The following is an 18,501-nucleotide window of genomic DNA, read 5'->3' as shown; positions in this document are numbered from 1 at the left end:
GTCACCTCGACCGCACGCTTGGCCGGCAACACCGACTACAGACAGGGAAGCACTGTGCCTACGTACAGCCCCAAGGCGGGTGACGTGACCCGTAAGTGGTACGTCATCGACGCCACTGACGTAGTGCTCGGCCGTCTTGCCGTCCAGGCAGCGAATCTGCTGCGTGGCAAGAACAAGCCGACCTACGCGCCGAACTTCGACGGTGGCGACTTCGTCATCATCATCAACGCGGACAAGATTGCCATCTCCGGCAACAAGCGCACCGACAAGCTCATCCACCACCACTCCGGGCACCCGGGCGGCCTCAAGTCGCGCACTGTCGGTCAGGTGTTGGAGACCCGTCCGGACCGTCTCGTGGAGAAGGCCGTCAAGGGCATGATCCCGAAGAACAAGCTGGGCAACGCCATCGCGGGCAAGCTCAAGGTCTACGCGGGCCCGAGCCATCCGCACGCCGCTCAGCAGCCCGTTCCGTTCGAGATCAAGCAGGTGGCCCAGTGACCGCTCCCGAAGAATTCAACGAGGACTTCGCCGAAGAGGCCGCCGTCGAGGTCGTGGAGGAGGACTACGGCTACGAGGCCGAGCCCGCCGCCTACGCCCCGGTCGTCATCGACCGTCCGGTGCAGACCGTCGGCCGCCGCAAGGAGGCCGTCGTCCGCGTCCGGCTGCTGCCCGGCGCCGGTAACTTCGTGCTCAACGGCCGCACCATCGAGGACTACTTCCCGAACAAGGTGCACCAGCAGCTGGTGAAGTCGCCGCTGGTGACCGTGGAGCGCACCGAGTCCTTCGACGTGCACGCCCGCCTGGTCGGCGGCGGCCCGTCGGGCCAGGCAGGCGCCCTGCGTCTGGCCATCGCCCGCGCGCTGATCGAGGTCACCCCCGAGGACCGTCCCGCCCTGAAGCGGGCGGGCTTCCTGACCCGTGACCCGCGTGCCACCGAGCGCAAGAAGTACGGTCTGAAGAAGGCGCGTAAGGCGCCTCAGTACTCGAAGCGCTGATTTTGGCTTCGTCGATCTCCGCCATCCGGCACCCTGGAGGTGCCGGGGGCGGTATGGTCGGCGCTGCAGCTGTACGAGAGCAGGCTTCCAGCACCGCTGGTCGCCTGCTCTCGCTGTATTGACGTTCGCGGGCCTCGCACGGTTGACAGGCCGACGCCTGCGGGATCATTCGCATGTCGCGAAACCACCTATGAGGGGCGAGGTATGGGACGTTTGTTCGGCACCGACGGTGTCCGCGGGCTTGCCAACGGATCGCTGAGTCCGGAACTGGCCCTGCGGCTTTCCGGAGCGGCGGCGCAGGTGCTCGGCCGCGGCAAGAAGCGTGCGCTCGCGGTGGTCGGCCGCGACCCTCGGGCATCCGGCGAGATGCTGGAGGCCGCCGTGACCGCCGGGCTGACCGCGGCGGGTGTCGACGTGCTCTCGGTGGGGGTGCTGCCGACTCCGGCGGTCGCCTACCTCACCGGCCTCTACGACGCGTGTCTCGGCGTGATGATCTCCGCCTCGCACAACCCGATGCCGGACAACGGCATCAAGATCTTCGCCGCGGGCGGTCGCAAACTCGACGATGCCGTCGAGGATCGGATCGAGGCGCTGGTGGCCGAGGACGCCATGGTGCGCCCGACCGGCGCTGGCATCGGGCGGGTGCTGAACGCCTCCGGCGCGCGCGATCACGGCCTCGTCATCCCGGACCAGTACAGCCTGGAAGGCACCCACGAGCGGTACGTCGAGCACTTGGTCGAAGCCACCGGGCAGGACCTGAGCGGGCTCACCGTGGTGGTCGACTGCGCGCACGGCGCGGCCGCCGAGGTCGGTCCTGCCGCGTACCGCGAGGCCGGCGCGACGGTGTTCGCCATCAACGCCGAACCCGACGGCCTCAACATCAACGACGGCTGCGGTTCGACCCACCTGGAGCAGGTGCAGCGCGCGGTGCGCGAACACGGCGCCGATCTCGGCCTCGCCCACGACGGCGACGCCGACCGCTGCCTCGCGGTGGATGCCGAAGGCAATGTCGTCGACGGCGACGCGATCCTCGCGATCCTCGCCCTCGCCATGAAGGACGCGGGCGACCTGGTCGGCGACACGCTGATCGCCACCGTCATGAGCAACCTCGGCCTGCACATCGCGATGCGCGAGGCCGGAATCACCCTGCGCACCACCGCCGTCGGCGACCGCTACGTGCTGGAGGAGCTGCGCCGCGGCGGATACAGCCTCGGCGGCGAACAGTCCGGTCACGTGGTGCTGCCGAAGTACGGCACCACCGGCGACGGCATCCTCACGGGCCTGCGCCTGATGGCCAGGATGGCCCAGACCCACCGCACCCTCGCCGACCTGGCGAGCGTGCTGCGGACCGTGCCCCAGGTGCTGGTGAACGTGCCGGTTGGCGACAAGGCGGCTGTCGCCGCTGCGCCGGAGGTGCGGGATGCGGTGCTGGAAGCCGAGCGTGTGCTTGGGGATACCGGACGGGTTCTGTTGCGGCCCAGCGGTACCGAGCAGCTGGTGCGGGTGATGGTCGAGGCGACCGATCTGGTGCAGGCCAAGCAGCTTGCGGACGATCTGGCGAAGCGGGTTGCGTCGGTTTAGGTTTCGCTGAGTGATGCGGCTCGGGCGGTAGGATTTCGCACCGCGTTCAGTGGTGGCATCTGCCGCGATACTCCTGGCTCGGTCGGGTCGGTGACGGCGGCTGAGCTGCGGGGTTGCGTGTGTATCCCTGGGGTTCTGCCTGTTCGGATTTGCCTGCCTGCCATGGTTTCACCGTGAGCGGTGCTGGGCGCGTCGTGCGGCGTACCCGGCTTACCTCCCGCTGCCGGGTGGGCTGGTTCGGCTTCCGGCGTGGTCGACCGGCTGTGGTTGCGTTTCGGTCGGGTTGAGGGGGAAGTGATCGCACGTTCGTTGAGCGGCTGAGTACTTCGGACCCGAGCACTTTCGACCTGCCTTGGCTGTCAACCCCCGAACCACCATTTGACTACCGTCGATAGAGAAATGGTTTCGACGGTAGTCAAATGGTTGCTGAAACCGCCTCGAGAACCACCATTTCTCTCCCGTCGATTTCCTCTCCTCCTCCAGCTCTTTGGACGGGACCACAGGCGGTTGACCGGGCTGGGACTTGCGCCCACTCACCTGACCGCGGGAGGTAAGCCGGGTACGGCACGCGACGCGCCCAGCACCGCTTCGAGGAATACCTGAGCAGGCACCCCTTAAAGAGGACCCTCAGCAGCGGGAGTCTCGCCTCAGCCACCGCGATCACGCGAGTTGTCGGCGGAATCCGGCCTTGGCGGGCTCGCCTCAGCCACCCCGATCACGCGAGCTGTTCGTGGAATCCGGTCCGGCGGGCTTGCCTCAGCTACCGCGATCACGCGAGTTGTCCGTGGAATCCGGTCGGCGGGCGCGTCTCATCCACTCCAATCACGCGAGTTGTCGGCGGAATCCGGCCTTGGCGGGCTCGCCTCAGCCACTCCGATCACGCACGTCGTTCGCAGAATCCAGCACCAGCGGTCTCGCCCCGCCCACGCCGAACAGGCGAGTTATCTTCCACCCAGCGGCGGTCTCGCCTCGGCCGCGTTGATCAGGCGAGCTGGTCGCAGAACCGAGCGGCGGTCCCACCACGGCCGCCAGATGAGGCGAGTTGGCCGCAGAATCCGGCGGCGGTCTCACTTCAGCGAACACGGATTGCTGAGTTGCCGCGAGCCCAGTCACGGAAGCCTCACCGCACCGGCCGGACAGGGCTGTTGACCTGCAATCCAGCAGAGAGAGCCCCGAATCCGCCACCATGTACAGCCGAGTTGTCCACAGCTCCCGCGTTATCCACCGCCCAACCATTTCCGCAGGTCACCGAAAACGCGTTCGCGGCGAGGTGACCGATGGTGGTCTCATGCGACCGGGACTGATGGAAGTTCGAGACAAGCAATTCGGCGCCTTCACCGCCTGGCAGGCCTTGTGCGAGTACACCCGCGCCGAAATGCGCACTCGCGTGGACCGTGGCGATTGGGTGCGCGTGTTCCACGGCGTCTACCGCGAGGCCGCGACACCGCCGACTCCGCAACTGCGGGTCGAGGCGGCGCGGCTGTCGATCGGCGCCCAGTCACTGGCCGCCGCATACGGGACCAGCGCGGAGCTACATGGATTCGCGGTGGGCGAAAGCCGGGCGACACATGTGCTCGGCGCTCAGCGGTCGCGAACCTCGCGTCTGGTCGTGCACAGCGACCGGACCGAGCCGGGCGAACTGGACCTGATCAAAGGCACCGTGACGACGAACGCCATCCGCACCACGGTCGACGTCGCGCGCACCACCGATCGGCTCGACGCACTGGCGACGCTGGATTCGGCCCTGCGCCTCGGGGTCTCCCGTACCGCATTGCTCGCGGAGAGTGAGCGGCACCGAGGACGTCGCGGCTATGTGCAGGCGGTGGAGCTGATCGAACTGGCCGATGGCCGCGCGGAGTCGCCGATGGAGTCGCGGACGCGCCTGCGCTGTATCGACGCCGGATTGCCGCGACCCGAGCCGCAGGTGGACGTGCTGACCAGCAATGGGCTACGAAGACTCGACCTGGGCTGGCCCGAGTGGCGTATCGGCCTGGAGTACGACAGCGCCGCATGGCATTCGGGCGACGCGGCGGCAGCGCGTGACGACCTGCGGCACAACTGGCTCTCGGCGGATGGGTGGACCGTCTACTACGCCACCGCCTCCGACGTGTACTTGCGACCCGAGAACTTCGTAGAACCCATCCGATGCGCGATGAGGGGGCGGTAGCTAGTGGTTGGGTTTCGCATGCTGAAGCCGCGTCGTGCGCGAGGATCAGTCTTCGATGAGCCGCCCGTTGTCCATATGCCAGCGGCGGTTCGCGCGGACCGAGTCAAGCATCCGCCGGTCGTGCGTGACGAGCAGCATTGTGCCGGTGAAGGATTCGACGGCCTGCTCGAGCTGTTCGATCGCGGGCAGGTCGAGGTGGTTCGTCGGCTCGTCCAGCACGAGCAGGTTCACTCCGCGTGCTTGCAACAGCGCCAGCGCGGCGCGGGTGCGCTCGCCGGGCGAGAGAGTGTCGCAGGCGCGCAGCACGTGCTGCCCGCGCAGGCCGAACTTCGCCAGCAGCGTGCGCGCCTCCGCGTCCGGCCAGTCCGGCATTTCCGCACTGAAAGTGTCCGCGAGGGAAGCGGTTCCGCGGAAGAGTCCGCGCGCTTGGTCGACCTCGCCGATCTCGACACCGGAGCCGAGCGACGCGGTCCCCGAGTCGGGCTGGATCTTGCCGAGCAGCAGCGCGAGCAGCGTCGACTTGCCGGAACCGTTCGCGCCGGTCAGCACGATCCGATCGGCCCAGTCCACCTGGGTCGTCACCGGGCCGAGGGTGAAGTCGCCGCGGGTGACCGTCGCGTCGGAGACCGTGGCGACCACCGATCCGCTCCGTGGCGCCGCGGCGATAGACATCCGCAGCTCCCACTCCTTGCGCGGTTCCTCCACCACTTCCAGCCGCTCGATACGGCGTTGTGTCTGACGGGCTTTGGCAGCCTGCTTCTCGGTCGACTCCGCGCGCATCTTGCGGCCCGCCTTGTCGGAATCGAGTTTCTTCGGGTCGCGTGCCTTGCGGCGGGCGTTGCGCACCCCGTGCTCGAGCCAGTTGCGCTGCATCTGCGCACGCGCCTCCAAGCCCGCCTTGGTGTCGGCATACTCCTCGTAGGCGTCCCTGGCGTGCTGGCGGGCGATCGCCCGTTCGGCGAGGTACGACTCGTAGCTGCCGTCGTACACACCGACCTGCTGCTGCGCGAGATCCAGTTCGACGATCCGGTTCGCGGTGCGCGCCAAGAACTCTCGATCGTGGCTGATCACCATCAGCGGCACTCGCACGCCGGTGACGAACTGCTCGAGGCGAGCGAGTCCGTCCAAGTCCAGATCGTTCGTCGGCTCGTCGAGCAGCAGAATGTCGAAGCGGGACAACAAGACCGATGCCAGACCGGCCCGCGCCGCCTGACCGCCCGAGAGACCGGTCATCGGCGTGTCCAGCCCGCTTGCGAGGCTGGAAGTGAGACCGAGCTCCGCGGCGACCTCCTCGGCCCGCTGATCGAGGTCGGCTCCGCCGAGTGCGAGCCAGCGTTCCAGCGCGGGCGTGTAATCGTCCGCACCGCCCTCGGCGAGCCGTTCCGCGGCGGAGTCCATTGCGTGCTGCGCCGCCGTGACCCCCGTCCGTCGGCCGAGGAACTCCAGGACGGTTTCGCCCGGAATCCGCTCCGGCTCCTGCGCCAGGTAACCGACCGTCGCGTCCGGCGGGCTGAGGGTGATCGAGCCGGTGGGCGCCGTGCGGTCGGCGAGCACGCGCAGCAACGTCGACTTGCCCGCGCCGTTGACGCCGACCAGGCCGATCACGTCCCCCGGAGCCAGCGTCAGGTCCAGCTCGGCGAACAGGGTGCGTTCGCCGTGTCCGGCGGAGAGTCCGCGCGCATGCAAAGTGGTGCTCACTGGGAGAAGTCTGCCGTGCTCGCGTCAGCGCATCGCACGGGGTCGCACTCGGAAGACCCTCACCGGCCGCCGAGCAGGGCGGGTTCGCGGTCGTACTCGGGGTTCCACCCTGAGTCGAGGCTCCGAGAATTCAGGGTGCCGATGGGTCACCGGACCGATGTGCGTGAGCGCGTTTGTGCGGAGAGTGGATGGCACAGCGTTCGACACCAGAGAGGGAAATCCGATGACCGCACCCGCCCGCCGCCTCACCCGCACCTCCCACGACAAGTGGATCGCCGGAGTCTGCGGTGGCATCGCACAGTACTTCGGCTGGAACGCAGGCATCGTCCGGCTGCTGTTCGTTCTGTCCTGCCTGCTGCCCGGACCGCAGTTCATCCTGTACCTCGTTCTCTGGCTGGTGATTCCGAAAAAGTGACCACCACGACCGGGTCGGGGGCTGCGCCAGGGACTCATGGATGACAGGATGGAGTGATTCCCCGCGTCCTGCGGGAGTTCCGTACCATCGCACGAGTCCCGTCCGAGGAGGAGCCATGATCACGTCCGGCGAGTTCCCGGGCATGGATCTACCCGACATCGACGCATCCACGCCGTTGGGCGGACTCGGTGCGGTCGAACTGGACCAGCCCACCCAGGACATCAACGCCGACGGCATCCTGGATTCCATCACCACCCAGGGCGACGACGCGATGCAGGTCTGGACCGACTACGACCACGACGGCTTCGCCGACCACGTCACAGTCGTGGAAAAAGACGGTGACTACGCCGCCTGGGAATTCCACCGTCACCCCGACGGATCCTCCGAATGGGTGCGTACCGATCAGGGCAAACTCGGGCAGTAGCCGAGTCCGTCGGCGGGTGCGCCGCCAAAAGGCACCCGCCACAGACTCTTCCGAGAGACGCCGCACGGCCTCGTGATTCCGCACCGGCAAGACTCGTCCGACGACGGCCCCGCACGCGGCCGAAAGCCGAGCGCCCCCAGAGGAACCCGACGATTGCGCTCGCCTCCGACTACACTCCCTCCCATACGGCCCCCGAACGCCGACCCCATGGAGGGGTGAAACAGGCCGCAGGCTGCAATGATCCGCACATCATCCGTGCGGATCATTGGAACCTGCGTCCACGTCCCCACGAGCCCGATTGAGCCTCGTTCCGGCGCCCAGTAAGTTCTCTGTACGACTGCGGCGCAGTGCTAGAGATCCGACGGAACCGAGCAACGCCCAAGCGCGTCGAAGAAAGTAAGGCGATTCTCGGCGTGCCTAGGCTCCCTAGGGTTCCGAGCTGGGGATCGGACGAAGCGACTACGGAGGGGCCCCGTACTGATGACCGACTCGAGCAGCACGCTTGGTGTGAAGACCGGTGAGCTCGGCAAGTTGAGCAACGAGCTTCAGGCGTCGACCGACGTCGTCAAGAATCAGATCAAGAAGATCAGCGACAACCTCTTCGGGCCGGGCGACGCCGGAACGAAGTACCAGAGCAAAGGCAAGGACATTCAGAGCGGGCTCGAAGCGCTGCGGCAACGCATCGACGACTGGTCGAACGCGAGCGGCGCCACCGCGGACGTGATCGGCGCCGCGGTGGTCAGCTACTCCACTGTGGACGAACAGCGTGCCAGCGAACTGAACACCAAGTGACCTGGGGGACCGAAGAATGACTGATGCGCCCGTCTCCAGCACTATCGCGCAGCTGCTGGACTACGGATCGAAGATGCTGCTGTACTTCGAAAACTTCGAGCCGCGCTACAAACGAGCCTTCGGTGACTTGCCCAGCAGCCTGAAGAGCTACGAAGACCTGCACAAGCGGTACTACGAGCAGAACGGGCTGAACGAGGACAAGCTCACGAATACGGTCGACGCCTTGAAAGAGGTCGTCAAGGCGATGCAAGAGCAGTACGGTGCGCAATCGAAGACCTCGGAGAGCATTTCGCAGGCCTGGCAGGGTGACGCGGCGACCGCGGCGCTGAACATGATGTCCACTCAGCTCAGGCTGGCCGACGCAGATGCCAAGATCGCCCAGGAAATCCTCGGGGCTTTCGAAAAGGCTCCGCAGAGCCTTCGTTTGGCCGTCAAAATCAAGTCGGACCAGGTTCTCCAGATTTTGGAGAATGGCGAACATGTAAAGATCGACGGCAAAACGCCGGAGGATGTAGACGCGATCATCTCGGGAGCGGGGGGCGTGTCGTGGACTAACACTTGGTCCGGGGACAGTGAGGCCAATAAGGTCGTCCGTATCTTCCCCGACATGCTGGAAGGGGCCAAAGACGGCTTCACAGGATGGGTCACAAACAATTTCATGGGTGGCGTGATATTCCCGGGCTCGCCCTACGAGCAGATGATCAAAGACAGATGTCAGCACTGGCTGGACAATGTCTTCAAGCCGGATTATGCCTCGAAGACAACGAAATTCATCGAAGCCTGTGACAAGACGGATACCAAGGTCACGGAAGCTTACGATCTGATCATCACCGCGGTGAAGAAAATCTCCGAGGAGCCGTATCCCCGGCCCGCCGGGACACCCAAGACATCCAATCCCGCACCAGGCAATAACAATCCAGGCCCGAGCCCCGGTCCTAGCCCTGGACCCAGCAACAACCCTGGTCCGAGCACCACGCCGGATGACACGACGACCGACGACGATGACGACGACTCGACGCAATCGGCGTCGTTGGAGGGTCTCGCGAGCTTGGCCGAGTCGCTGTCTTCGGCGGCGAGCACCATTGCCACGGGGTTGAGCTCGGGTCTCAGCGCGCTGAGCGGTGTCATTCAAGACGGCGTCGACACGGCGTTGGAACAGTTGGAAGCGGCTACCACACCGACGGAAGACGACGCCAAGACGGACGAGGAGAACAAGGACGACAAGGCGAAGGCCGAGTTCGATCTCGCGGGAAAGCATGTGACGGTCGAAATGGGACCGGACGGACAGTTGAAGCTGGTCGCCACCGATCCCGATGGCACATCGCACGAATACGGCATGAAGTTCGACGAGAACGGCAATCCGGTCATCACCGATACCGAGCAGAAGCCTGGCGAGGACGAGACTCCTCCTCCCGGGGAGGAGAAGCCCGCCGACGGTGGTCAGAATCCGGAGGGCGGTACCGGCAATCCCGGTGGGTCCACGCCGGTTCCGCCGGGTACCAAGCGGGAAGAGGACGGCGAGTACAAGCCGGAGCCCATTCCGGCGCCTGTCATCGAAGAGGACACCACAGAACCGGAAGAGCCGTTCGACAGCGGTGCGCAGCTGGCCGAGGCGGGACCATTGTGATTCCGGCTCGCGCAGCATGATCGGGATCGGCTAGGAGTGCAGCCATGGTGAATTACGCCCAGGAGATGGAGCGGATCGGTGACGAGTGCCGCCGGATATCCGCAGCGATCTCAGAAGATTTGATCGAGATAAACCGGAGGACGGCCGACAAGAGCCGCGAACTCGCGGAGCAGTCCGCGGCGGCGATGCGGGAGTTCTGGGAAGAGCACGGCGAAGAAATCGCCAAGGCCCAAGCCGAGGCCGAGGAGAAGGAACGGCAAGAGGTCGAGGCCAGGGCCGAACAGGAGCGGCTAGCGGCCGAGGCGCGCGAGCAGCGGGAGGCGATCGCAAGGTCCATCGCGGCACGCAAATCGAAGGACGTCGTCACGCCGATCGACGAGGACGACGATCCCGAGTCGGAGTACTACCGACGGAAGAGCTGGTTGATCTGAGGGCGGGGAGCGTCTGAAGGCCGGGAGCGCCGCCTGCGTTCGAGCGGGCGGCGCTCTCCTCTTACTTCCGCAGCAAGTGGGCGAGGGTGCCGATGGAGAGCTTCGGCCGTTCCTCTTCTTCCTGCGGCGCGTTCGGGTCGACAAGGTGGGTGTGGGGGATGACGGTTTCCGGGTCGGCGAAGGGCTTGTAGGTCTTGTCGCCGAGGAGGGTGTAGCTGAGGTAGCCGACGAGGAGCGCGCGGGTGGTGCGAGCGGTTTTGGCTTCGTGCTTGCCCGCGCCGAGGGCGGCCAGGGCGCGGCGGCCCTCGATGATGCCGTTGTGCGAGGCGCCGTCGACTGTCCGCAGGAGCGCGTCGCCGCCCCACGCGGCGGTGAGCGGGAACGCGTTGGAGCTGACGGAGGAGACGTCGGTGGCGCCCGCCACGACGAGCGCGGGGATGTCGAGGTCGGGGGCGAGGGTTTCCGCTGCGGGAGCGGTCGGCGCGGGGTAGAGGGCGGCGAAGGCGGCGACCTTGCGCTGCGCCGCGGCGATGACGGCGGCGCCCGCACCCATGCCGTGCCCGACCAGGGCGAGCTTGTCGGGGTGCACGCTGATTTCGCCGTCGCCGAGGCGGACGCCGGTGCAAATGTCGAGGCTGGTGAGCAAGTCGGTCGCGAGGCCGAGATGTGACGGAATCGGTCCGCGCTCGGTGTCGGGAGCGGCGACAACGAAACCCCAGGACGCGAGGTGTTGGAGCAAATCGCGATAGTTGCCGACGCCGGTGAGCCAGCCGTGTCCGAACGCAACGGCTGGTAGACCGAGTCCGCTTTCGGGCGTATAGACGACCCCGGGCTGGCCCGCGATGGCCAGATTTCCCCGCAGCACCCGGTGCGGGCCGCGGCTGGTCAGGGTGCTCAGTAGCGATTTCACAGACGCCGACACGACGTGAACGTTAACCGATAAGTACTCTGGGGAGCCATGTGCGGAATCGTTGGCTACGTCGGATACCGGGACGCGCTCGGCGTCGTCGTTGACGCATTGCGCCGCATGGAATATCGCGGGTACGACTCCGCGGGCGTCGCAATCCTGGACGGACAGGGCGCTCTCGCGGTGGAGCGCAAGGCGGGCAGGCTGGCCAATCTGGAGGCCGAGCTGGCCGAAGCCGGGGCCGTGAGCTTCGCGGGCACCACCGGTATGGGTCACACGCGCTGGGCCACGCACGGCGCGCCGACCGACCGCAACGCGCACCCGCACCGGGATGTCACCGGCAAGGTCGCCGTGGTGCACAACGGCATCATCGAGAACTTCGCGCCGCTGCGGCGCGAGCTGGAGGACGCCGGGGTCGAGCTGCGCAGCGACACCGACACCGAGGTCGCGGTGCACCTGGTGGCCCATGCGTACGCCGACGGTCCGACCGCGGGCGATTTCCCGGCCAGCGCGCTGGCCGTGCTTCGCCGCTTGGAGGGCGCGTTCACGCTGGTCTTCACCCACGCCGATCACCCGGACGTGATCGTCGCGGCGCGCCGCAACACCCCGCTGGTAGTCGGCGTCGGCAAGGGCGAGATGTTCATCGCCTCGGACGTCACCGCGTTCATCGAGCACACCCGCGAGGCGGTCGAGCTCGGCCAGGATCAGGCCGTGGTGATCACCTCCGACAGCTACCGGGTCACCGACTTCGCCGGCGTCGAGGACGGGGTGCGCACCCGCCCGTTCACCATCGACTGGGATCTGGCGGCCGCCGAGAAGGGCGGCCACGATTACTTCATGCTCAAGGAGATCGAGGAGCAGCCGACCGCCGTCGCCGACACCCTGATCGGGCATTTCACCACCGACGAGTCCGGCGGCCGGATCGTGCTGGACGAGCAGCGGCTCGCCGATCAGGAGCTGCGCGAGTTCGACAAGGTCTTCGTGGTCGCGTGCGGCAGTTCGTATCACGCGGGCCTGCTGGCCAAGTACGCGATCGAGCATTGGACGCGCCTGCCCGTCGAAGTGGAGCTGGCCAGCGAGTTCCGCTACCGCGACCCGGTCCTGGACCGGTCGACGCTGGTGGTGGCGATCTCGCAGTCCGGTGAGACCGCCGACACGCTGGAGGCGGTGCGACACGCCAAGGAGCAGAAGGCGCGCGTGCTCGCCATCTGCAACACCAACGGCGCGCAGATCCCGCGCGAGTCCGACGCGGTCCTCTACACCCGCACCGGTCCGGAGATCGGCGTCGCCTCCACCAAGGCGTTCCTGGCGCAAGTGGCGGCGAACTACCTGGTGGGTCTGGCGCTGGCGCAGGCGCGCGGCACCAAGTACCCCGACGAGGTGGCGCGCGAGTTCAACGAGCTGGAGGCCATGCCGAAGCTGGTCGAGCAGGTGCTGGAGACGGCGCCGCAGGTGCGGGCGATCGCCAGGGAGCTGGCGCACGTGCCGACCGTGCTGTTCCTCGGCCGCCACGTGGGGTACCCGGTGGCGCTGGAGGGTGCGCTCAAGCTCAAGGAGCTCGCGTACATGCACGCCGAGGGCTTCGCCGCCGGTGAGCTCAAGCACGGCCCGATCGCGCTGATCGAGGACGGACTGCCGGTGATCGTGGTGATGCCCTCGCCGAAGGGTCGCGCGGTGCTGCACTCCAAGCTGCTGAGCAATATCCGCGAGATCCAGGCGCGCGGCGCGCGGACGATCGTGATCGCGGAGGAGGGCGACGACACGGTGCGCCCGTTCGCCGACGACCTGATCGAAATCCCCTCGGCGCCCACTCTCTTTCAGCCGCTGCTCTCGACCGTCCCGTTGCAGATCTTCGCCGCCGAGGTGGCGCAGGCCCGCGGCTACGACGTCGACAAGCCGCGGAACCTGGCGAAATCGGTCACGGTCGAATAGACCTCGGCCGGGCGTGTCCTCCCGGCTGCCGCCGCGAACGACCGAGCCACAAGCCGTCCGGCCCGTTGGCCACTTTCGGCCGAGACGACGGCCGCGGCGGACGACCAACCCAGCCGCGCGGCACCTTGATCACCTTCGGCTGAGCCGCCCAGCCGGCAGAGTGCGGGCACGCCGCGGAACCTGGATCCGTGCTGTCGCAACCGGACTCGGCGGCAAACGCCGACGGGCCTCGGAGTAGTGACACTCCGAGGCCCGTTCTACGCACGCATCACCCGCGACTGGCGATGGGTTCCCGCTCGACATCGTCGGCATCCCGAGCGCTTCCACGCTCCAGCGCACCCGACACCACCGCCCAACCCCAGCGCGCTGACCGCCGCGCCGTCCTGATCCAGTTGGGTGCGGCATACCCGTAGCCCGCGCCCGTAGCCCGCGGCGATGACCAGCCCGCCGAGCAGGGCCGAAAGCGCGTTGCCGAGGTTGAAGGCGCCGATGTTCACCGCGGAGGCGAGGGTGGGGGCGCCCGCGGCCTGATCGAGAACCCGTTTCTGCGGCGGCGGGACGGTGGCGAACACGAACACGAACACGAGCACGACGGTGACGGCGGCGGCGGGCTTGCTGTGCGCGGTGAGCGTGAACAGCGCGAGGACCGCCGGCCGACCCCGAATTCGCGCTGCTCGTCGCGGCCGTCGAGGCGCTGAACACCTCGTCCGCGCGCGGTGCGCGGACCAGGGCGTATCGGCCGGTGTGACCGGAACTACTGCACGGTGACGGTGCCGCGCATCTCCGGGTGCAGGGTGCACAGGTAGCGGTAGGTGCCCGCCTGGGTGAAGGTGTAGCTCCACTCGCCCTTGTCGAAGATCGGGCTGTTGATGCCCATGGCCTTGTCGCCGATGCCCTGCACGGCGTGCGGCGCCTTGTCGGAGAACTTCCAGGTGACGGTGTCGCCGATGCCAATCGTGACGTTCTCGGGGGAGAACTTCATGTCGTCCACGTCGACGGTGACGGCGGCCGCCTTGCGTTCGCCGGTCGGGACGGCGGTCGCCGACGTGGCCTTCGCGGTGGTGGTGGGCGCGGTGGCGGAATCGTCGGAGCCGCAGCCTGCCAGTACAAGCGTCGCCGCCACGGCGAAGGCGGGGACGAACGGAGCGGGCTTGGCGCGGCTGACCATCGACATGATGTCCGAGCCTAGTCGCCGGGTGGACGGGGAACCGCCGGGGCTTGCGGCACGGCGGATTTCGCGGTGCATGGCGGTAGTGTCCGGACATGCGGGCGGCAGGCTCGCGGCACGCAGGTTCCGAACCAGTGGAGGCGCCGATGTCCGTTCAACGGGGCTATTTCACCGCCGACGAAGTGCGCGCGGCCGAGGCCGAACTGTTCACCAGGGTGCCCGAGGGTGTGCCCATGCAGCGCGCGGCGCACGGCTTGGCGACGGTCGTCGCCGGTGAGCTTCGAGCGCGCACGGGCGGCGTCGCCGGACGGGCCGTGACGCTGCTGGTCGGTTCCGGCGACAACGGTGGTGACGCCCTGTGGGCGGGTACGAAGCTGCGCCGAAGGGGCGTGGCGGTGACGGCCGTGCTGCTCGATCCCGCTCGCGCGCACACGAAAGGGCTTGCCGCGCTGCGTGCCTCGGGCGGCCGGGTGCGCGAGGAGCTCGGCGAGCCCGATCTGGTCGTGGACGGCATCGTCGGCATCTCCGGGCGCGGATCGCTGCGGCCGCGCGCCGCGGAACTCGTTGCGGGGGTGGATGTTCCGATCGTGGCGGCGGACCTGCCGAGCGGAGTCGACCCGGACACCGGCGCGGTGACCGGGCCCGCCGTGCGCGCGGCGGTGACGGTCGCCTTCGGCGCGTACAAGCCGGTGCACGCGCTGGCCGCGCCGTGGTGTGGGCGGATCGAGTTGGTGCCCATCGGGTTGCGGCTCCCCGAGCCCGATCTCGCAGCCCTCGAACCGGCGTGGATCGGCGCGCGGTGGCCGGTGCCCGGACCGGCCGACGACAAGTACACCCAGGGCGTCACCGGAATCTGCGCGGGCAGCGCGACCTATCCCGGTGCGGCCGTGTTGTGCACGGGCGGTGCGGTGGCAGCGACCTCCGGCATGGTGCGCTACGCGGGTACCGGATCGGCGCAGGTGCTCGCGCACTTTCCGGAAGTGATTGCGGCGCAGAGCGTCTCCGACACCGGGCGGGTGCAGTCCTGGGTGTTCGGCCCGGGGGCGGGCACGGACGCGGACGCGTACGAACGGCTCGAGGAGATCCTCGCCACCGACCTGCCGGTGGTGGTGGACGCCGACGGGCTGACCCTGCTCGCCGCCGCACCCGAACTGGTGCGCAGCCGCACCGCGCCGACGGTGCTGACGCCGCACGCCGGGGAATTCGCCCGCCTGACCGGGCAGGAGGTGGGCGCGGATCGCGTCGGAGCGGTCCGCGACCTCGCCGAGAAGTGGCAGGTCACCGTTCTCCTCAAGGGCCGGGCCACCCTCGTCGCCGCACCGGGACATCCGGTGCTCGTCAACGAGGCGGGCGGTTCCTGGGCGGCTACCGCAGGCGCGGGCGACGTCCTCTCCGGCGTCATCGGCGCCCTGCTCGCGGCAGGGCGCGACCCCGCTTGGTCCGCCGCGGCCGCCGCCCGTGCGCATGCTCTGGCCGCCAACCTCGCCGCCCACGAGAATCACCCGACCGCCGCTCCCACTTCGGCGACCCCGCTTCTGAACCACCTCCGAGCGGCGATCCGCACTCTGCGTTCGTTGAGCGACTGAAGCCGCCGGTTGCCCACTCGGCCGCGGCGTTCGCCGACCCGGGTGTCCCGTCGAGCTCGCTCCTCCGTCATCGAGGGTCGATCCCGGCCCGAAGCTGATCGAGCGGTTGTCGCTCGCTGGGGCCGCAGAACGATCGACCAGCGGTCCCCTTCATTTCGCGGATGCGCTGGGTACAGGCGCGTAGCGACGCCTCGCGATTGCCGGAGGTTGGCTGTGCTCGACAGCGGCTTTGACGAGGGCGAATGCCGTCCCGATGGACGCCAATGTTTCACTTCTCCGGCCGCGCTCGACCCGTCCGAAAGGGCTCCGACGCCGTGTTCGGGCCCGGGCCGCCGACGTCCGGTACACCTCGATGACCTGCGGTATCGGTACTCCCTCGCGACGCAGATCCCGGGAATGGCAGGATCGGCAGCTGTGAGTGCGCAAGTGGAGACGGTCGTCGATCTTGATGCCATTGCCCACAATGTGCGGGTCCTGCGTGAGTACGCGGGAGACGCGGCGGTGATGGTGGTGGTGAAGGCCGACGGCTACAACCACGGCGCGGCGGACGTCGCGCGGACCGCGTTGGCGGCGGGAGCTCGTGAGCTCGGCACGACCACGATTCCGGAGGCGCTGCAATTGCGGGCGGCCGGGATCGACGCGCCGATTCTGTGCTGGCTCAACAACTCCGGCTCCGACTACGCCGCCGCGATCGCGGACGACATCGAGATCGGCATCTCCTCGCTGGCGCATCTGCGGTCGGTCGAGGCGGCGGCCCGGCGGGTGGGCCGGACCGCGACGGTCACCCTCAAGGTCGACACCGGGTTGAACCGCAACGGCATCGCCCCGGACGAATACCCGCGGGTCCTCGCCGCGCTGCGCGACCTGGTGGCGGAGGGCGTCGTGCGCTTCCGCGCGATCTTCTCCCACCTGGCGCACGCCGACGAGCCCGACCACCCGTTCCTCGACGTGCAGCGCGACCGGTTCGTCGAGGCCATCGCCGAGGCAGAGCGGCACGGTCTGCCGCCCGAGGTCGCGCACCTGGCCAACTCCGCCGCCGCCGTCACCCGGCCCGACCTGGCCTTCGACATGGTCCGCCCGGGCATCGCGGTGTACGGCCTCAGCCCGGTCCCCGAGATGGGCGATTTCGGGCTGCGCCCCGCGATGACGTTCCAAGCCAAAGTCGCGCTCGTGAAACGGGTGGCCGCAGGCGAGGGCGTCTCGTACGGGCACCAGTGGATCGCCCCGCACGACACCACCGTCGCCCTCGTCCCCGCCGGGTACGCCGACGGCGTGTTCCGCCCGCTGAGCGGCCGCTTCGAGGTGTGGCTCGGCGGCATGCGACGCCCCAACGTCGGGCGGGTGTGCATGGACCAGTTCGTCGTCGACCTGGGCGACAACGCCGCGGGTGTGGCGGAGGGCGACACCGCGATCCTCTTCGGCGGCGGTGTGGACGAGCCGGGCGCGCAGGACTGGGCGGACCTGCTCGGCACCATCCACTACGAGATCGTGTGCTCACCGCGCGGACGGGTCGCGCGACGTCATATCGGAGCGGATCCGGCTTGCCCGCGCTGACACCGTGTGCTGGACTCGTCGACGTGTGTGCCGCTGACAGGTGAGGGGTTCTCGATGCGATCGCGACGTCCGAAAGTAGTGCGGGGCAACAACAATCACTCGACCGTCTGGCGCGGTGGGATGGCGACCGCCGGTATGGTCGGCGCGCTCGCGGGCGCGCACGCGCTACGCCGCGCGGGCGCGAAGGTGCTCTGGCCCGCGCGCCGCGACGAGTACCGCGACGAGAACTTCGCGCTCATGACAGAGGACGGCGCGGGCGCGGTGATCGCCGAGGACGGCGTCCGGCTCGCCACCAGCGAATGCGGTCCGGCCGACGCGCCGCTCACCGTCGTCTTCGTGCACGGTTTCTGCAACAGCATGGAGTCCTTCCACTTCCAGCGACGCGATCTGGAGAAGCGCTGGGGCGCGCAGGCCCGCCTGGTGTTCTTCGACCTGCGCGGACACGGGCGCTCCGGCACGCCTGCCACCGAGAGCTGCACCGTGGCGCAGCTCGGCCGCGACGTGGCCGCCGTCATCGAGGCGAGCGCACCCACCGGACCGGTCGCGCTGGTGGGTCACTCGCTCGGCGGTATGGCCGTGCTCGCCGCGGCGGCCCAGTTCCCCGAGCTGTTCGCGCGCCGGGTGATCGCGATCGCGCTGCTCTCCACGGCGGCCGCCGAGGTCACCGGGGCGGGCATCACCCAGCTGCTGCGCAATCCGGCGATCGACGGCTTCCGGCTCGCGGTGCACACCGCGCCCGCGCTGGTGCAGGCCGGTCGATCCACGGTGCGGCACCTGATCACGCCGATCCTGCACGTCAGCTCGTTCCGCGGACCGGTCAGCCCGACGCTGTCCAGGTTCACCACGCTGATGATCGACGACACCCCGGTGGAGACGATCGTCAAGTTCCTGAAAGCCATTGAGCTGCACGACGAATCGGCCGCCCTGCCGACGCTGGCCGGACTTCCGGTGCTGGTGCTCGGCGGCGCGCACGACCTGGTCATCCCGTTCCGTAACTCGCGCGCCCTCGCCCGTGAGCTGCCCAACAGCGAACTGGTCCGCCTCGCCGATGCCGCCCACATGCCGCATCTGCAGTTCCCCGACACCGTCAACTACGCGCTGCACCGGCTGCTGGTGCGCGCCGGGTTCTTCCGCGCCGACGAGGCCGACGAAGCCGACGCGGCCTCGGCAGGGTGAGCGAGGCCCGTCCCGGCGACCCCGAAGCTGATCGCGGCCGGGCCGACC

At 68.3% G+C, this 18,501-nt stretch carries 17 protein-coding genes; 13 read left to right on the top strand and 4 right to left on the bottom strand.

Annotated elements, in window-relative coordinates; translation table 11 throughout:
• Positions 1-54 precede the first annotated feature (54 nt).
• From rplM to AC3EO7_RS31565, 4 genes are all read left to right on the top strand, one after another.
• Positions 55-498, top strand: a complete 444-nt coding sequence (rplM, locus tag AC3EO7_RS31580; RefSeq protein WP_431964185.1) for a 50S ribosomal protein L13 — start codon at positions 55-57, stop codon at positions 496-498.
• Entirely contained in the window at positions 495-995 is a 501-nt protein-coding gene (gene rpsI / locus AC3EO7_RS31575; protein WP_431964187.1) for a 30S ribosomal protein S9, read from the top strand. Before rplM ends, rpsI begins: the two co-directional genes overlap by 4 nt.
• A 204-nt stretch (positions 996-1,199) precedes the next feature.
• Positions 1,200-2,576 carry a phosphoglucosamine mutase gene (gene glmM, locus AC3EO7_RS31570; protein WP_435593202.1) on the top strand — a complete coding sequence of 459 codons (1,377 nt, stop codon included), beginning with the start codon at positions 1,200-1,202 and terminating at the stop codon, positions 2,574-2,576.
• Between the two features lie 1,288 nt (positions 2,577-3,864).
• Positions 3,865-4,743 carry a hypothetical protein gene (locus tag AC3EO7_RS31565; protein ID WP_431964191.1) on the top strand — a complete coding sequence of 293 codons (879 nt, stop codon included), beginning with the start codon at positions 3,865-3,867 and terminating at the stop codon, positions 4,741-4,743.
• Between the two features lie 45 nt (positions 4,744-4,788).
• Here AC3EO7_RS31565 and AC3EO7_RS31560 read toward each other — a convergent pair whose 3' ends face one another.
• Positions 4,789-6,441, bottom strand: coding sequence for an ABC-F family ATP-binding cassette domain-containing protein (locus AC3EO7_RS31560; RefSeq protein ID WP_435593201.1), 1,653 nt, complete (start codon positions 6,439-6,441; stop codon positions 4,789-4,791).
• Positions 6,442-6,664: 223 nt separating this feature from the next.
• On the opposite strand from AC3EO7_RS31560, the gene AC3EO7_RS31555 reads away from it, so the two are divergent.
• The 5 genes from AC3EO7_RS31555 to AC3EO7_RS31535 all read left to right on the top strand — a co-directional run bounded on the left by AC3EO7_RS31555 (position 6,665) and on the right by AC3EO7_RS31535 (position 10,130).
• A complete protein-coding gene (locus AC3EO7_RS31555; protein ID WP_067784968.1) occupies positions 6,665-6,856 on the top strand; it encodes a PspC domain-containing protein in 192 nt (63 codons plus the stop codon).
• A gap of 115 nt (positions 6,857-6,971) precedes the next feature.
• Positions 6,972-7,280, top strand: a complete 309-nt coding sequence (locus AC3EO7_RS31550; RefSeq protein WP_431964195.1) for a DUF6802 family protein — start codon at positions 6,972-6,974, stop codon at positions 7,278-7,280.
• A gap of 480 nt (positions 7,281-7,760) precedes the next feature.
• Positions 7,761-8,072: a hypothetical protein gene (locus tag AC3EO7_RS31545; RefSeq protein WP_431964197.1), complete on the top strand. Its 312-nt coding sequence runs from the start codon at positions 7,761-7,763 to the stop codon at positions 8,070-8,072.
• A gap of 16 nt (positions 8,073-8,088) precedes the next feature.
• Positions 8,089-9,699 carry a hypothetical protein gene (locus tag AC3EO7_RS31540; protein WP_435593200.1) on the top strand — a complete coding sequence of 537 codons (1,611 nt, stop codon included), beginning with the start codon at positions 8,089-8,091 and terminating at the stop codon, positions 9,697-9,699.
• A gap of 65 nt (positions 9,700-9,764) precedes the next feature.
• Positions 9,765-10,130, top strand: a complete 366-nt coding sequence (locus tag AC3EO7_RS31535) for a hypothetical protein (RefSeq protein ID WP_435593199.1) — start codon at positions 9,765-9,767, stop codon at positions 10,128-10,130.
• A 61-nt stretch (positions 10,131-10,191) separates the two neighbouring features.
• Here the strand turns inward: AC3EO7_RS31535 and AC3EO7_RS31530 are convergent, their stop codons facing one another.
• The gene (locus AC3EO7_RS31530) at positions 10,192-11,052 is read right to left on the bottom strand and encodes a dienelactone hydrolase family protein (RefSeq protein ID WP_435593198.1); all 861 of its coding nucleotides are present in this window, start codon (positions 11,050-11,052) and stop codon (positions 10,192-10,194) included.
• Positions 11,053-11,088: 36 nt separating this feature from the next.
• On the opposite strand from AC3EO7_RS31530, the gene glmS reads away from it, so the two are divergent.
• Complete coding sequence (glmS, locus tag AC3EO7_RS31525; RefSeq protein ID WP_435593197.1) at positions 11,089-12,969, top strand: glutamine--fructose-6-phosphate transaminase (isomerizing); 1,881 nt, start codon at positions 11,089-11,091, stop codon at positions 12,967-12,969.
• Positions 12,970-13,226: 257 nt separating this feature from the next.
• On the opposite strand, the gene AC3EO7_RS31520 is transcribed toward glmS, so the two are convergent.
• The gene (locus tag AC3EO7_RS31520; protein ID WP_435593196.1) at positions 13,227-13,553 is read right to left on the bottom strand and encodes a hypothetical protein; all 327 of its coding nucleotides are present in this window, start codon (positions 13,551-13,553) and stop codon (positions 13,227-13,229) included.
• Between the two features lie 170 nt (positions 13,554-13,723).
• Entirely contained in the window at positions 13,724-14,143 is a 420-nt protein-coding gene (locus AC3EO7_RS31515; RefSeq protein ID WP_435593195.1) for a cupredoxin domain-containing protein, read from the bottom strand.
• A 140-nt stretch (positions 14,144-14,283) separates the two neighbouring features.
• On the opposite strand from AC3EO7_RS31515, the gene AC3EO7_RS31510 reads away from it, so the two are divergent.
• From AC3EO7_RS31510 to AC3EO7_RS31500, 3 genes are all read left to right on the top strand, one after another.
• Entirely contained in the window at positions 14,284-15,723 is a 1,440-nt protein-coding gene (locus tag AC3EO7_RS31510; RefSeq protein ID WP_435593194.1) for an NAD(P)H-hydrate dehydratase, read from the top strand.
• A 396-nt stretch (positions 15,724-16,119) separates the two neighbouring features.
• On the top strand, positions 16,120-17,277 hold the full coding sequence (gene alr, locus AC3EO7_RS31505) for an alanine racemase (protein ID WP_435593193.1): 1,158 nt from the start codon (positions 16,120-16,122) through the stop codon (positions 17,275-17,277).
• Between the two features lie 120 nt (positions 17,278-17,397).
• Positions 17,398-18,453, top strand: coding sequence for an alpha/beta fold hydrolase (locus AC3EO7_RS31500; RefSeq protein WP_435593192.1), 1,056 nt, complete (start codon positions 17,398-17,400; stop codon positions 18,451-18,453).
• The last annotated feature ends 48 nt before the right edge of the window (positions 18,454-18,501 follow it).

The sequence above is a fragment of the Nocardia sp. bgisy118 genome (genome assembly GCF_057708605.1).
Note: the sequence above shows the minus strand (reverse complement) of the source record. Positions and strands in the feature narration are given on the sequence as shown.